We start from the raw sequence: 14,972 nt of genomic DNA, 5'->3' as shown, positions 1-14,972 counted from the left end.
GAAGCCCCTGAGTATCAAGGGGCCGAAGTCTAACAGAGCCAGGACAACTTGGATTTTTGGGCGTTGTCAGGAAGGCGGCTGACACCAAAGTTGGAGCTGACGAGCCAAGGCGAGGCCGCGATGCAGTCTGTCTGACCCAGCGCAATCGCGGCCTCGCCTGGGCTCGTCAACGCCTACAAGGCAGCCATTACATCTTGGCGTGCCCCGCTGAGCAGGCATTCACTCACATCATCGGCGAAACCATGCTGACCACGCGCAATGCCAAGCCTTCGTAAGCGTCCAGCGTGATGGTGAACTCGCCCTCCTCGGTCAGATCGCCTTCGACGCGTTCGTTGATGATGTCCACCACCGGGCCGGGCGCGATGCCGGGCAACTGCAACGTCTCGACAATCGCTTCGGCGCTGAAATTCAGCGCGGTGATCTGGATGCCTTTGCCCGCAGGCAGCTCGTGGACCATGATCAACAGCCCCGGATGTTCAACGTCAGGAATGAGAATCTGCCGACTGGCGGCGATGTCATAGGCACGGCGCACCGAGAGAATTTTCTTCAACTGCGAGACGAAGGAATCCGGGCGCGCCAACTGCTCCGGCAAGCTGCCGTACAGGGTCTTCGGACGGGGCATGCCACCGGCTGAAAACTCAGCGTCAGGGTCCATGTCCACCAGGTCATAGGCACCGCGATGGATCCAGCGCGTGTCGCCGTCGGCCATCAAATGTGCAACCTGCTCGGCAGGCAGCGGCAATGCGCCCACCAGATCCCAGCCGGACAACGCAAACACACCCGGCTGCATGGCGTTGAACATCACCAGCAGCACGTGGATGTGCTGGATCTTCAGCACGTCTTCTGGCGAAATCGCCTCCAGGTCGCGAATCCCCAGCGCGGCCGTAATGATGCTCGCGGTCGTGCAAGACACCCCGTTGGTGACGAATTTGAGGTTGTAAGGCGCGTGTTCTCCGGCCAGACGCTCGTACATCTCCTCGCGAATGTGCTCGCGCAGAATGTTGCCGGGGAAGGTCTGACCCATGTACAGGTACTGATCGTGGGCGTGCAGCGTCCAGAAGTGCACCAGCTCAAGGGTCAGTTCATCGTGGTTTTGCAGCGCGTGAATCAAGGACGCCGGGTCGATGCCGAACTCATGCACCTGACGCAGCATCAGACGCAGGAACTCGGTCCTGCCCGTCAGCAGCGCGTGTTGATAGGCCGGACGGGTGATGAAGTCGTAGGACAGGTCCGCCCCGCCGTGAGACATGGCGGCGATGTCATCAATGGTCAGGTTCAGCTCCTGGAAACTGAAACCGCCTGCCTTGCGGATTGCGCCCGCCAGCAACTGGTTGCCCGTGATCGACAACGGATGGCTCTCGGACCATGCGGTGCCATCAGCCTTGCGCTCCACGCCGAGGAATCCGTTGGCGTCCAGACGCAACACCCGCGCACCCATCACGTCGATGGCGTGCAAGGCATCGCCGATGATCATCTGCTGCGCTGCAAAGCTTGGATCGAGCCAGTTCAAAGAAGGCTGGCCCTCCTTGAAGTAGTGCAGATACACCCAGCGTCGCGGCTTACCGTCCACGCCGACCACGACATCGGTGGCACTCCAGTCGGTTTCCTTGACGCCCGGTTCGAAGAAAATCACCCGCTGCAACTGACCGACGATGTAATGCTTGTCGCGCAACAGATCCACCGTGGCGGGCAGCAGGTTGACGGCATCGCGGCCTTCGGCGACATCAGGCAGCAGCGCCCAATCCTCTTCACGGATTTCGACCATGTGGTAGAGGCCGGGGTATTCCTCGTAGGCCATCTCTGCCAGACGGAAATCCGCCCCCTTGCCGGTGTGCGACGGGATCACGTCGTCGACGATGATTGCGTTGTGCGCAGCGGCAATTCGGCTCAGGCCGAGAAACTGCGCATCGGTGCCCAGCTCAGGATCGACCTCAAAACTGATGCGGTCGAAGTTGCCGTCGATACTCGGCGTGCGCTCTTTGCCATTCAGGCCGCCCGAGGTTTTCAGAGGGCCATTGTGAATACCCTGGATGCCGATCTCCGACAACGCGTGCCAAAGGCTTTCGTCCCCCAGCGCTTCCAGTACGGAGCCACCTTCGCGGGTGATGATAGAGGCCGGGTAGGCCGTAAACCAGACCGACGCAATGGCGGATGCATCCCGGGGCCGTGCCTGGGCATAGGGTCTTTGCCAGAGACGGCCTTGGCCGCCATAGAGTTTGGCGCGTTGTTGTGCGGCGTTGAGCATCGATTGCCCAACCAGCCAGTCCACATAGTGCTTGTCCGGAGTCGTCATGAATTTCAGTCGTCCTGTCTACTCGAGTGCTTAAGGGTATGAGCGCTGAGGACTGGAAACGTTGCATAGGGCTGGGATTTAGACGAAAAAGCTGCCGTCTGGCGTGTGCAATGAACGCGATTAATAAAACGGGAGTGATGTATTGACCGACAGCTTTTTCTCCAGGCACAAGGAAAGCTCGGCAGAACGCCACGGGTGAATTCCGTAACCGGTCCCATCGAAAATAAAATGAGCCGGGTTAGGGGATCGCTTGGCTGGACACAGATTTTATTGAACTTACGGCACACGCGTCTGCCGACTAATGCAGGTGCTGGACAAACCGTCCGCTGAAAAAGGAGGCGTTTACATGCCCGATTCAAACGGCAAAATCCGGTACGCGGTGGTCGCTGGAGGCTGGATCTCCCAAGGCGCTTTCATGCCGGGGCTGGAACAGACCGACAACTCGGTGATGACCGCACTGGTGACCGGCGACCCGGTCAAGGCCGACAAATTGGCCGAACTCTACGACCTCAAAAGCTATCACTACGACGAGTTCGACGCGCTACTCAAGTCTGGCGAGATTGATGCGATTTACCTCGCCACGCCTAACTTTCGCCACCGTGAATTCGCCGTCCCGGCACTTGAAGCCGGCATTCACGTGCTGCTTGAAAAACCGATGGCAGCCAACGAAGAAGATTGTCTGGCCATCGCCGAGGCCGCGAAAAAGTCCGGCGCCAAGCTGATGGTCGCGTACCGGCTCCACTTCGAGCCAGGCACGGTAGAAATGGTCCACCGCGTGCGCGCCGGCGATCTGGGTGATTTGCGTCTGTTCACGGCAACGTTTGCGCAAACCACCGACCCGGCCAACCACCGCATGCACAGCGGCTTCGATGCAGGCCCGGTAGCCGACATGGGGCCGTATCCGATCAACGCTGTACGCAACCTGTTCGCGGCCGAGCCCATTGAAGTGCATGCCGTGGGTACGAAGACACCAGGCCGCGAAATCAATACGTTCGACACGGTCAATGTCACGCTGCGTTTCGCAGAGGAGCGTATGGCGACCTTTACCGTGAGCTACAGCCTGCCAAGCACCGAGCGTTTCCAGCTGATCGGCACCAAAGGTGAATTCGAAGCCTCACCGTGCTTTGGTTTCGGCGAAGGCGTTGCGATCAGTTACCGGGCGATCATCGATGGCAAGACGACTGAGCACTCGCACCCTGTGGTGGATCAGTTCGGCGGCGAGACCCAGTATTTTTCGGACTGCATCCTTCAAGACCGAGAGCCGGAGCCCGATGGTGATGAAGGCTGGCGCGATGTGCGTGTGGTTGAAGCGATTGAGCGTGCGCTGACCACGGGCCAGCCGCAGAAGCTCGATGCACTGCCGGAGCGGCCGGGGATCAGCATCGAACAGGCGCGCCGCTTGCCGTTGGCTAAAGTCCCGGAGTACATCAATACCGACGAGCCGAATGCCTGACCCAGGTCTTTACGGGGCCTGAAGCGGCGGGCTCACGAAAGCCTCCCTGCGATGTCGAGACGGCGTAAACGGTGTCCGTCTCGACAACGTGCCCAGCATCGCGATGCAAGCGCCCTCCCACAGAGTGCGCTTGTGAAGCCTGCCTCCCGTCTTGCAGGTGCAAAAATGCAGTTGTATGATGACTGTCAACATCACGTCGGCACTGGACTCTACGCTGCGCCGCGCTTACCTTAGATCCGGTCTTGCATTCGGGAGCTTCGGGGCATTTATACCTGACGCAGCCAACCCGAAAACTATCCAGTCCAACAACAACAGGAGAAGCAGATGCCTACCGTACTCGGCCAGAACTTTATTGCTGGCGCCCGTAGCGCCCTCGGCGAAGCTCAGCACAAAAGCCTCGACGCCACCACTGGCGAAGCACTGCCTTACAGCTTTCACCAGGCCACCGATGCGGAAATCGATTCCGCTGCCCTCGCTGCAAAAGAAGCCTTCCCTGAATATCGCCAACTGAGCCCGGCTCGCCGCGCTGAGTTCCTTGAAGCCATCGCGGATGAACTCGACGCCCTGGGCGATGATTTCGTCGCCGTGGTTTGTCAGGAAACCGCGCTGCCCGCGGGTCGTATTCAGGGCGAGCGCGGCCGTACCAGCGGCCAGATGCGCCTGTTTGCAAAAGTACTGCGGCGCGGTGACTTCCTCGGCGCCCGCATTGATCTGGCGTTGCCGGATCGCAAACCCTTGCCACGCGTCGACCTGCGTCAATACCGCATTGGTGTTGGCCCGGTGGCCGTGTTCGGTGCCAGCAACTTTCCGCTGGCATTCTCCACCGCAGGCGGCGACACCGCGTCGGCCCTCGCTGCCGGTTGCCCGGTGGTGTTCAAGGCCCACAGCGGCCACATGGCAACTGCCGACCTGGTCGGTTGCGCAATCATCCGCGCCGCTGAGAAAACCGGCATGCCAAAAGGCGTGTTCAACATGATCTTCGGCGCTGGCGTGGGTGAAGGTCTGGTCAAGCACCCGGCCATTCAGGCCGTCGGTTTCACCGGTTCGCTGCACGGTGGCGATGCGCTGTGCAAAATGGCCGCCGAGCGTCCACAGCCGATTCCCGTGTTCGCCGAGATGTCGAGCATCAACCCGGTTGTCCTGCTGCCGGGCGCCCTGGCTGCCCGTGGCGCGACCGTTGCCAGCGAACTCGCGGCGTCGGTGGTCATGGGTGCAGGCCAGTTCTGCACCAACCCGGGCGTGGTGATCGGGGTTCGCTCCCCTGCCCTCACAGCCTTCACTGAACAACTGACCGAGCACATGGGGGGTCAGGCGCCGCAAACCATGCTCAACGCGGGCGGTCTGCGCAGCTACAGCAAAGGCGTTGAGACCTTGCTGGCACACCCCGGCGTCACACATCTGGCCGGCAACCCGCAGCAAGGCAAACACGCTCAGGCGCAGTTATTCAAAGCAGACGTCAGCCTGCTGCTCAACGGTGATCCGTTGTTGCAGGAAGAAGTCTTCGGCCCGACTACACTGCTGATCGAAGTCGCTGACGATGCCGAGCTGAAGAAAGCCCTGCAAGCGCTGCGCGGCCAATTGACCGCCACGTTGATCGGCGAAACCGCCGACCTGCAGAAATATCAGTGGCTGGTGCCGGTGCTGGAAGAAAAGGTCGGTCGGATTCTGGTCAACGGCTATCCGACCGGTGTGGAAGTGTGTGAAGCCATGGTCCATGGCGGTCCTTATCCGGCAACCTCGGATGCGCGCGGCACGTCGGTCGGCACGCTGGCGATTGATCGTTTTCTGCGCCCGGTCTGCTACCAGAACTACCCGGACAGCCTGCTCCCGGCTGCCCTGCAAAACGCCAATCCGCTGGGCCTCAAGCGTCTGGTGAACAGCGAATGGAGCAGTGACGTCATCGCGTGATGACACACTCTTTCGCTGGATGAAAAACGGCGCGGCCTTAAAGGTCGCGCCGTTTTTTTGTGCTCAGGGTTTATCATGCTGCGCCTGTACAGCGCCCCCGGCCCGCGAGCCACGTTACGGACTCTCATACATGAATGACGCATTACAGATTACCGACCTGCAAGAAGGCCACGGCAAGCCCGTGGTCAAGGGCGCCCTGATCACCACCCATTACCGCGGCACACTGGAGGACGGCACGGAGTTCGATTCGTCTGCGGCACGCGGCAAGCCGTTTCAGTGCGTGATCGGCACCGGCCGTGTGATCAAAGGCTGGGACATCGGGTTGATGGGCATGAAAGTCGGCGGCAAGCGTAAGCTTTTCGTGCCGGCACATCTGGGCTACGGCGAACGCTCCATGGGCGCGCATATCAAGCCCCATTCCAATCTGATGTTTGAAATCGAATTGCTGGAAGTCCTCACACGCGATGATTGATACAGCGCTGCAGAAGCAGACCGTTTGTTGATACGTCGTGAGTGCTTAATCACCCCCGACGCCGCGCGAATGAATTCGCCCCTGCAATGTGATGCCGCTCGTTGGGTGATCATCGCGCCTGAATCCGGTTCAGGTGAAAGTCGACTTCTGTGAACGCATCGGTCGAACCTGATGCTGGCATTGTGGTCCCACTTGTCAGTACGACTCGCCGTCGCGTTTGCTGACTTGCCGGTCGCGCCAGACACAAATTAAAGCGCGCCAGCGTCGTGTGCCCAGAGTATCTTTGCGCGCCTCGTTCTTTTTATGATTTGAATGACCCTTAAGTGCAGCCCTTTAACCTATCAACGATCACGGCGCCGATGACAAACAGCGTGCAATCTCCTGAAACCCCGTCGCAATGGATCATTTGCGAGCACTGCGATTCGCTTTACGACGCGCCGTCTCTTAGAAAAGGCGAGTCCTCGTATTGCGTGCGCTGTGACGCGGTGTTGGAGCGTGGGCCCCGAATGAGTGTCGAGCAACTGCTGGCACTGAGCATCGCCGCGGGCATCATGTTCGTGTTCGCCAACGTATTTCCCGTCATCAGCATCAACCTCCAGGGGCTGCACAACGAGGTAACACTGTGGGGCTCGGTCCAGGCGCTGGCACAGGGGCGTATCACCCTGATCGCGCTGGTAGCGGGGCTGGCGATCATTTTTGCGCCGGCCTTGCAGATCGCACTGTTGTTCTGGGTCCTGGCACACGCGCACCGGGGTGAAATCGCCCCTGGTTTCAAGAGCTGCATGCGCGCCCTTGAGCACTTGCGGCCGTGGAGCATGCTTGAGGTGTGCCTGCTGGGCATTCTGGTCGCCATCGTCAAACTGTCGGGCATGCTCGACGTACACCCCGGCACGGGGCTGTGGGCGATGGCGATGCTGATGGTGCTCATCCTGCTGATCGCCGGCAAAGACATCCGCCGCCTGTGGGACGATCTGGGAGTCGGCCCTGAATGAACGGAATCCCTTTTGCCGCCGAACATAACGTCACGCTGTGTCACGTTTGCAGCTACGTCTGCCCCGCCGAGGCGCATCAATGCCCGCGTTGCGATTCGCCGGTGCATCGCCGTAAACCCAATAGCCTGGCTCGCACCTGGGCGTTTCTGCTGGCGGGCCTGATTTTCTACATCCCTGCAAATATGCTGCCGGTGATGTTCACCTCGCTGTTTGGCAGCAGCAGTGAAAACACCATCATGAGCGGTGTCATCGAATTTGCCGAAGGCGGTTCCTGGGACATCGCGATCCTGATTTTCATCGCCAGCGTGGTGGTGCCCTGCATCAAGTTCCTGGTGCTGGGCATGCTGCTGATCACCTGTCAGCGGCGCAGTACATGGGCCATGCGCGAGCGCTCGCGGCTCTATCGCTTTATCGAGCTGATCGGCTATTGGTCGATGCTGGATGTGTTGGTCGTCGCGCTGGTCGCGGCCCTTGTGCAGTTTCGCGAGCTGAGCACCATCGAGCCGCGTCTGGGCATTCTTTTTTTTGGTTTGGTGGTAGTGATGACGATGCTCGCCGCCATGAGTTTTGATCCCCGGCTCATCTGGGACGCAGAGGTTGATGATGTCTGATAACGCCCTTCCCCCTTCACCGTCCTCGCCCGCGCGGCCGCAAGTCAAAGCCCGCAAGGCAAGGATTTCGCTGGTGTGGCTGGTGCCCATTGTCGCGGGGCTGATTGGCCTGTCGATGCTGGTGCATGACTTTCTCAACGTCGGGCCAAAGATCACGGTCACCTTCCTGACCGCCGAGGGGCTTGAGGCGAAGAAGACGCAGGTCAAGTACAAGAACGTAGTGATCGGGGTGGTGAGTGATATCACGCTCAGCGATGACCGCACTCACGTGCTCGCCACCATTGAACTGAACCAGTCTGCGGGGCCATTCACCCGTGCCGACACTCAGTATTGGGTGGTCCGGCCGCGCATCGGGGCAGGCGGCGTCACGGGTGTCGATACGCTGCTGTCCGGCGCGTTCATCGGCGCTGATGCCGGCAGCTCGGAGCAGACCGAAAAGAACTTCACCGGTCTGGAAACGCCGCCGGCCGTCTCTTTTGGCGAAAAGGGCAAGCGCTTCAAACTGCACACCGATGACCTCGGATCGCTCGACGTGGGCTCGCCCGTGTATTTCCGTCGCATTCAGGTCGGTCAGGTGGTGGCCTACGAACTCGCTAAGGACGGCAAGGGCGTCGATATCGAGATCTTCGTCACCGCCCCCAACGACCAGTTCGTGCTGACCGACACACGCTTCTGGAACGCCAGCGGCGTTGACGTCACCCTTGGCGCCTCAGGCCTGAAGGTGTCCACACAATCGCTGACCTCGATTGTGTCCGGCGGTCTTGCTTTTCGCGAACCCAGCTACAGCCCCGACGCCAAACCGGCGGAAGCCAACGCCGAATTCAAGATTTTCGACGACCAGGCCACCGCGCTGGCACCGCCAGACGGCGAACCGAAGTACATCCGCATGCGCTTCAACCAGTCCTTGCGCGGGCTGGTGGTCAATGCCCCGGTTGAATTCCTCGGTGTGAACTTGGGTCGCGTGGTATCCGTCGACCTTGACTACGACGCCAAGACGGGCACCTTCCCCGGGATCGTCGGCGCAGTGATTTTTCCCAAGCGCCTGGGCGTGGCCAACGAGAAACTCCAGAAGACCGCCGGCGGTGGCACCGAAGAAGAGCAGATTTCCCGGATCATTGCCGGCTTCGTGGACCACGGCCTGCGTGCCCAGGTACGCACCGGCAACCTGCTGACCGGCCAGCTCTACATCGCCATGGACTTCGACCCCAAGGCGCCGAAAGTCGCCTATGACGCCAAGGCTCGACCGCTTGAAATACCGACCGTGGCAGGCAGCTTCGACAAGCTTCAGGAGCAGTTGCAGGCCTTCGTCGACAAACTCGGCAAATTGCCCATCGACGATCTGGTCAATAACCTCAACGGCAGCCTGAGCGAACTGCGCAAAACCATGAAGCAGGTCAACAGCGATGTCTTGCCGCAAATGCGTGGCACGCTGCAACAGGCGCAGAAAACACTTGGCACCGCCAACGACACACTGTCCGAGGATTCGCCGGCGCGCGTGCAGCTTGGCCAGGCGATGGACGAGGTTCAACGCACTGCACGATCGGTTCGCGTGCTGACTGACTTCCTTAGCCGTCACCCTGAATCGCTGATTCGTGGCCGTACCGGCGACGCCGCGCCTTCGTCCTACAAAGGCTCGTCTTCTTCCCGTGAAATTAACCCGGAGCCGCAGCAATGAATTTGCGTACTCACTTTTTAGCGCTGGCTGGCGCGTTCAGTCTTGCGGCCTGCTCATCCACCCCAACGCATTACTACACCTTGATCGCGCCCGCGAGCTCAACGCCCGTAACGTCCGTGCAGGCACCCTTTCAGTTCGAAATGCTGACGGTGCTGATGCCAGTGCAAGTCGATCAGCCTCCGGTTGTGGTGAGACAGGGCAATGGCAGCCTGGCGATTCTGGAGAATGAGCGTTGGGGGGCACCGCTTGGGGATGAGTTTCATGACGCGTTGACCGGGCAGCTGGAGCGCCGTTTCGGCACGCGCGATCTGGCCGGATTGCCCAAGCAACCCGATCAGCCGGTCTTGTCGCTGCGCACCGATGTGCGCCGCTTCGAGTCAGTGCCGGGTCAATATGCGTTGATCGACGTGGTCTGGAACCTCAGCCTGGCCGGAAATGGCGCCAAGCGTCAGAACATTACCTGCAGCAGCGTAATCCGCCAGCAGGCTGGCAGTGGCATGGACAATCTGGTGCAAGCTCACCAGCAGGCCGTGTCGACGCTGGCCGACACCATTGCCAAAACGGCAAGTGCGTGGGTTCGTCAAAACAGCGCGCCCTGCCCAAGCGCTGCCCGATAGGGGTCTAAAGACGCGGGCTGAGGGCTACTTCAGCCCCGCGTAAAAACTGATCCTGTCACTGAGTCGCTGTGCGCCCTGTGCAGCGATCTTTGAATCTTCCCCCTGCCTAATTCACTCAACCCTACATTAGCGTCAGAATATTCGTACAAACGTTTAAACTTCGTCCACACTCATATTCGACCGGGCGTAGGACCGGCTTCGTTTACCGCCGTATGGATAGTGGTTTGACGATGGTGGCTTTCGCTAAAAACTTCAGTCAGGCAGAGAACGCCTGGCCTTTGCAGGCCAGTTTTCGCCACAGGGAGTAATGCAATGTTAAGGATTGGAGCGCGGTTGCGCGAAGAGCGAACCCGCCTAAGGTTTTCCCAAAGCAAACTGGGAGCCATCGGCGGTGTAGAAACGAACGCTCAGGGCAACTACGAAAGTGGAACTCGCTCGCCCAAAGCTTCGTATCTGGCAATGATCGCCGCAGTCGGGGTCGATATCAGCTACGTGGTAACCGGAAACCGGGCACGTTCCGCCAACTTCCATCAAGCCGGAGTCGGTCGCGAAGATCCTGACGCGATCCCAGCCACACTCGACTCTTCGGTAATTGAGCAACTCACCAGGGTGACGCATCAGCTGCATCGAAACCTGCACGGGATCATCGAGGCGCTGTATCAGATGACATTGCTAGTGGATACCAAAAGCGACCCAGAAAACAGCGACGACATCAGGAACGCCCTGGACGCTATCAAGTCCCAGGCTGAGTCTTTGGCTGCTGCCACCGTTCATCTGGTACGCGTCACCACAACAACCCGTTAGCACCCTATCGCCGAAGACGGTAAGAACCTGCAGCAAAGCCGGCGCTGCTGCATCATCGCGCCGTTGCCTAGCCCGTTACAGGACCGTTCATGACCTCATCGACAGCACTCCCCCCCGCTACCCTCATCGGGCTGAACGCTAGCCAACTGGCGCACCTGCTGCAGACTCGCCAGTTGACTGCAGAGCGCCTGCTTACGGTATGCCTGGAGAGGGTCGCCGAGTGTGAGCCGCAAGTGAAGGCGTGGCGTCACATTGATCCGGCCTTCGCCATGGAGCAGGCGCGCATGCTGGACAGTGGCCCGTTGCGCGGCCCTTTGCACGGACTGCCGCTCGGGGTGAAGGATCTGTTCGACACCCGCGACTTCCCGACCGGCTATGGCTCACCGATCTACGCCGATCACCGACCGAACCACGATGCAGCGGCCGTCGCGCTCTGCCGCAACGCCGGCGCGATTGTGCTTGGGAAAACCGTCACCACCGAATTCGCCACCTTCAGCCCTGGTCCCACGTCTAACCCACACAACGTGCTGCACACGCCGGGCGGCTCATCGAGCGGTTCCGCCGCAGCGGTCGGGGCCCAGATGATTCCTTTGGCGCTGGGTACGCAAACCGCAGCATCGATAATCCGTCCAGCGGCGTATTGCGGTGTCGTCGGTTTCAAGCCCAGCTTTGGGTTGATCTCCCGCGCGGGCGTCAAAAGCCTGAGCGAATCCCTGGACACCGTCGGCGGATTTGGGCGCTGCGTCGCGGACGTAGCGCTGTTGACCTCGGTGATGGCTGGCGCTCCCGAGTGGCGGTTGCCAACCGGAGCAGGCAAGCCCCGGATTGGCGTCTGCCGCACTGCCCATTGGGACCAAGCCAGCCCGGCGATGCAGCACACGCTCATGACCACCGTGCAGCGCTTGAGTGCGGCGGGCGTACCCGTCAGCGATGTGGAACTGCCCGACAGCTTTGGCGGCCTGGCGGGTGTTCATGATGAGGTGATGTGCAGCGAAGCCTTCAAGGCACTGGCCGACGAGCGACTCAATCATCCTGAAGGGCTGAGCGAACGATTGCTGGAAATGCTTGAACGCGGCGCGGGATTCGGTTTGAAGCAGACACTCGCTCACCGCGCGGCGCTGGCGTCTGCGCGGCATCAGATGGGCCGGTTGTTTGCAGGCTTCGACCTGTTGCTGACGCCGAGCGCATGCGGCGAGGCAGAACGGGGACTTGAACGCACGGGCGATCCCGTTTTTTCACGTGCCTGGAGCTTGTTGGGGCTGCCAAGTCTGAACCTGCCTGTCGGGTTCGGACCGCAAGGACTGCCCTTGGGCGTGCAACTCACAGGACCGATCTTCAGCGACACCGCGACCCTTGGGTTCTGCCAGGAGATCGAAGCGTTGCTGCAACAGTAGGTTCTGGCCAGACGAATTCGTTGGCGAGGCGTCAATCCTGGTTCACCCCGGAAGATGCCTCGCCAACAAGTTGCTCTACAGAACCGCGGCGCATGGTTCACGAACGGGCCACCAGAGCGCCAAAAGCGGTTTCAACGGCGCTTCATGCGGTCGATGATCACGGCCAGCAACAGGATGGTCCCGCGGATCACGTACTGGTAGAAGGTGTCGATGTTCTTGAGGTTCATGGCGTTTTCGATGATTGCCAGGATCAAAACACCCGCAATGACGTGTCGAATCATGCCGATCCCGCCGCTGAGCGAAACCCCGCCCAGTACACACGCCGAAATCACCGTCAGCTCAAAGCCCTGCCCGATCATCGGCTGGCCCGACGTCATGCGCGATGCCAGAACCACACCCGCCAACGCCCCGATCAAACCGTGCACAGCGAAGATGATGATCTTGGTCCGGTCAACATGCACACCGGCCAGCAACGCTGCTTCCTGGTTACCGCCGATGGCCATGGTGTTACGGCCATAGGTGGTGTAATTGAGCAGCCAGCCGAAGAAGATAAAGCACAGGATGGTGATCAAAATCGGTACCGGAACGCCCCACAACTGGCCGTTGCCGAACACGAAGAAGTCTTCATTGCCGACGCCAACCGCCTTGCCGCTGGAGAAGATGTACGCCAGGCCGCGCACGATCTGCATGGTCGCCAAGGTTGCAATCAACGCATTGATTCGCAGCTTGGCGATCACGATACCGTTAATCAGGCCGACCACCAGCCCGAGCGCCAGCGCGGCAGACACCCCGAGAAACACGCTGTCGGTGTCGCGAATCACGATCCCGGCGATCACGCCCGAACAGGCCAGCACAGAGCCGACCGAAAGGTCGAAGTGTCCCGAGGCCAGGCAAAACAGCATGGTGCAAGCGGCAATGCCGACCGTTGAAATCGCCAGGCCCAGCCCGCGCATGTTCAGCGGCGACATGAAGTTGTCGATCAGCAGCGCACACAATACAAAGATGCCCAGTGCGGCCAACAGCATGGCCCAGTCGTCGAGAAAACGACGCATATTCATGCCTTGTCGTGGAGACGTCAGGCTGGTTTCGGTTGACATACGCACCTCATTTTTATTTTTCACGTCGTTAAGCCAGTTTCAACCGCGGGTTCGCGGCAGTGCCAATTGCAGCAAGCGAGACTCGTTGGCCTCGTCGCGAGACAACTCGCCAGTAATTGCGCCCTCACTCATGACCAGAATCCGGTCTGAAATACCCATCACTTCCATCAAGTCGCTGGACACCACGATCACGGCAATGCCGTCGGCGGCCAGGTTATGGATGATCTGGTAAATCTCGGACTTGGCGCCGATGTCGATACCCCGCGTCGGTTCGTCGAGCAGCAGCACCTTCATCGGCATCGACAGCCAGCGGCCCAGAATGGCTTTCTGCTGATTACCGCCGGACAGGAACAGCATCTGCTGATCGGGCGAAGGGGTTTTCACGTTCATCGAGCGAATCTGCGACTGCGCGTTTTCCTTTTCCCAGCGGCCTTGAATCAGGCAGCCAAGGGTCACGTGCCGAGGACGCGCGCCAATGTTGATGTTTTCGGCCACGCTCGACAGCGGCACGATGCCTTCCTTCTTGCGATCCTCGGGGCACAGCAGAATCCCGGCAGAAATCGCGTCGCGCGGGGACCTTAGGTTCAGCGGTTTACCATCCAGTTGCAGCGTGCCTGCCTGGGTGCGGGTCAAACCCGAGAGCAACCGGAACATCTCTGTGCGCCCCGCCCCGACCAGCCCAAAAAAGCCCAGCACTTCGCCCTTCTCCACCGCAAAACTGACGGGTTCCTGCAGCCCCGGCCCTAACAGCCCCGTCACGCGCAGGCTCGGGCCTTGGTGCTGGCGCGGTCGGTAGTTGTAGATGTCCTGAATGTCGCGGCCGACCATGCAAGTCACTAATCGATCGTGGTCCAGATCGGCCATGTCTTCGAACGTGCGGACAAAGCGCCCGTCCTTGAAAACGGTCACGGCATCGCACACCCGGAAGATTTCTTCCATGCGGTGCGAGACGTAGAGAATCACCCGGCCTTCGTCGCGCAGCTTGACGATGATCGCCATCAGGCGGTCGATCTCCCGCGCCGACAAGCTGCTGGTCGGCTCATCGAAGGCAATGACGTGCGCGTTGCGCGACATGGCTTTGGCGATTTCCACCAGTTGCCGCTGACCCAGGGACAGGTCGCCAAGACGTGTGTTCGGGTCGATTTCGTCGGCGAGCCCTTTGAGCAGTTCGCGGCCGCGACGGACCATTGCCCGCCGATTGACCATGCCCCAGCGATTGGGCATATGGCCCAACAGCAGGTTCTCCGCCACGGTCATTTCCGGAACCAGTTGCAGCTCCTGGTGAATCACCGCAATGCCGGCACCGATGCTTTCGGCTGTCGACTTGAAAAGGTAGTGGTTGTCGCCCACTTGCAGGTCGCCGCTGTTGGGCTGGTACGACCCACCGAGGATTTTCAGCAGCGTGGATTTGCCCGCGCCGTTTTCCCCCATCAACGCGTGAACGCTGCCGGGATGCGCCTCGAAGGTGATGTCCGATAGCGCCTTGACGCCTGGGAAGGTTTTGCCGATCCCGTTGAAGCGCAGGCTGCCGCCCGGAAAGGATGCTTGGACTGCCGGTTGTTGAACGGTGTGTTGCATGGAACCCTCCTCCTCGCCCCGCCGGATGTCTGGCGGAGCGAGGCCTTGCAGATGTCAGCCTGAGGAGTGCTCAGGCGT

General features: G+C 60.2%; 12 protein-coding genes. 9 read left to right on the top strand and 3 right to left on the bottom strand.

All coding sequences use genetic code 11. From position 1 onward, the window contains the following. Nucleotides 1-223: 223 nt before the first annotated feature. Complete coding sequence (gene treS / locus OYW20_RS11570) at nt 224-2,293, bottom strand: maltose alpha-D-glucosyltransferase (RefSeq protein ID WP_268800803.1); 2,070 nt, start codon at nt 2,291-2,293, stop codon at nt 224-226. A gap of 346 nt (nt 2,294-2,639) precedes the next feature. Here treS and OYW20_RS11565 point away from each other — a divergent pair, with 346 nt between their 5' ends. The 9 genes from OYW20_RS11565 to OYW20_RS11525 all read left to right on the top strand — a co-directional run bounded on the left by OYW20_RS11565 (nt 2,640) and on the right by OYW20_RS11525 (nt 12,219). Continuing rightward, a complete protein-coding gene (locus OYW20_RS11565; protein ID WP_268800802.1) occupies nt 2,640-3,746 on the top strand; it encodes a Gfo/Idh/MocA family protein in 1,107 nt (368 codons plus the stop codon). A 324-nt stretch (nt 3,747-4,070) separates the two neighbouring features. Then, nucleotides 4,071-5,654 carry an aldehyde dehydrogenase (NADP(+)) gene (locus OYW20_RS11560; RefSeq protein ID WP_268800801.1) on the top strand — a complete coding sequence of 528 codons (1,584 nt, stop codon included), beginning with the start codon at nt 4,071-4,073 and terminating at the stop codon, nt 5,652-5,654. A 130-nt stretch (nt 5,655-5,784) separates the two neighbouring features. Beyond that, nucleotides 5,785-6,126 (top strand): FKBP-type peptidyl-prolyl cis-trans isomerase, encoded by a 342-nt coding sequence (locus OYW20_RS11555; RefSeq protein ID WP_268800800.1) that lies wholly within the window; start codon nt 5,785-5,787, stop codon nt 6,124-6,126. 359 nt (nt 6,127-6,485) lie between these two features. Next, nucleotides 6,486-7,118: a paraquat-inducible protein A gene (locus tag OYW20_RS11550; RefSeq protein WP_268800799.1), complete on the top strand. Its 633-nt coding sequence runs from the start codon at nt 6,486-6,488 to the stop codon at nt 7,116-7,118. Beyond that, entirely contained in the window at nt 7,115-7,729 is a 615-nt protein-coding gene (locus OYW20_RS11545) for a paraquat-inducible protein A (RefSeq protein ID WP_268800798.1), read from the top strand. The genes OYW20_RS11550 and OYW20_RS11545 overlap by 4 nt, the downstream gene beginning before the upstream one ends. After that, nucleotides 7,722-9,404: a PqiB family protein gene (locus OYW20_RS11540; protein WP_268800797.1), complete on the top strand. Its 1,683-nt coding sequence runs from the start codon at nt 7,722-7,724 to the stop codon at nt 9,402-9,404. Before OYW20_RS11545 ends, OYW20_RS11540 begins: the two co-directional genes overlap by 8 nt. After that, nucleotides 9,401-10,021, top strand: coding sequence for a PqiC family protein (locus tag OYW20_RS11535; protein ID WP_268800796.1), 621 nt, complete (start codon nt 9,401-9,403; stop codon nt 10,019-10,021). Before OYW20_RS11540 ends, OYW20_RS11535 begins: the two co-directional genes overlap by 4 nt. A 312-nt stretch (nt 10,022-10,333) precedes the next feature. Further along, nucleotides 10,334-10,825, top strand: a complete 492-nt coding sequence (locus OYW20_RS11530) for an XRE family transcriptional regulator (RefSeq protein WP_268800795.1) — start codon at nt 10,334-10,336, stop codon at nt 10,823-10,825. Nucleotides 10,826-10,914: 89 nt separating this feature from the next. Then, nucleotides 10,915-12,219 carry an amidase gene (locus tag OYW20_RS11525; protein ID WP_268800794.1) on the top strand — a complete coding sequence of 435 codons (1,305 nt, stop codon included), beginning with the start codon at nt 10,915-10,917 and terminating at the stop codon, nt 12,217-12,219. Between the two features lie 131 nt (nt 12,220-12,350). Here the strand turns inward: OYW20_RS11525 and araH are convergent, their stop codons facing one another. Continuing rightward, complete coding sequence (gene araH / locus OYW20_RS11520; protein WP_268800793.1) at nt 12,351-13,316, bottom strand: L-arabinose ABC transporter permease AraH; 966 nt, start codon at nt 13,314-13,316, stop codon at nt 12,351-12,353. Nucleotides 13,317-13,355: 39 nt separating this feature from the next. Then, nucleotides 13,356-14,894, bottom strand: coding sequence for an L-arabinose ABC transporter ATP-binding protein AraG (gene araG, locus OYW20_RS11515; RefSeq protein WP_268800792.1), 1,539 nt, complete (start codon nt 14,892-14,894; stop codon nt 13,356-13,358). Nucleotides 14,895-14,972 lie beyond the last annotated feature (78 nt).

The organism is Pseudomonas sp. BSw22131, assembly GCF_026810445.1.
Lineage (GTDB): Bacteria > Pseudomonadota > Gammaproteobacteria > Pseudomonadales > Pseudomonadaceae > Aquipseudomonas > Aquipseudomonas huanghezhanensis.
This window is presented reverse-complemented; position numbering and strand designations above follow the sequence as displayed.

Excerpts from the sequence above, each read along its gene's own strand:
- OYW20_RS11555 (WP_268800800.1), top strand. The coding sequence starts at position 5,785 with ATGAATGACGCATTACAGATTACCGACCTGCAAGAAGGCCACGGCAAG.
- OYW20_RS11540 (WP_268800797.1), top strand. The coding sequence starts at position 7,722 with ATGTCTGATAACGCCCTTCCCCCTTCACCGTCCTCGCCCGCGCGGCCG.
- OYW20_RS11525 (WP_268800794.1), top strand. The coding sequence starts at position 10,915 with ATGACCTCATCGACAGCACTCCCCCCCGCTACCCTCATCGGGCTGAAC.
- OYW20_RS11545 (WP_268800798.1), top strand. The coding sequence starts at position 7,115 with ATGAACGGAATCCCTTTTGCCGCCGAACATAACGTCACGCTGTGTCAC.
- araG (WP_268800792.1), bottom strand. The coding sequence starts at position 14,894 with ATGCAACACACCGTTCAACAACCGGCAGTCCAAGCATCCTTTCCGGGC.
- OYW20_RS11530 (WP_268800795.1), top strand. The coding sequence starts at position 10,334 with ATGTTAAGGATTGGAGCGCGGTTGCGCGAAGAGCGAACCCGCCTAAGG.
- OYW20_RS11535 (WP_268800796.1), top strand. The coding sequence starts at position 9,401 with ATGAATTTGCGTACTCACTTTTTAGCGCTGGCTGGCGCGTTCAGTCTT.
- OYW20_RS11565 (WP_268800802.1), top strand. The coding sequence starts at position 2,640 with ATGCCCGATTCAAACGGCAAAATCCGGTACGCGGTGGTCGCTGGAGGC.
- treS (WP_268800803.1), bottom strand. The coding sequence starts at position 2,293 with ATGACGACTCCGGACAAGCACTATGTGGACTGGCTGGTTGGGCAATCG.
- OYW20_RS11550 (WP_268800799.1), top strand. The coding sequence starts at position 6,486 with ATGACAAACAGCGTGCAATCTCCTGAAACCCCGTCGCAATGGATCATT.
- araH (WP_268800793.1), bottom strand. The coding sequence starts at position 13,316 with ATGTCAACCGAAACCAGCCTGACGTCTCCACGACAAGGCATGAATATG.
- OYW20_RS11560 (WP_268800801.1), top strand. The coding sequence starts at position 4,071 with ATGCCTACCGTACTCGGCCAGAACTTTATTGCTGGCGCCCGTAGCGCC.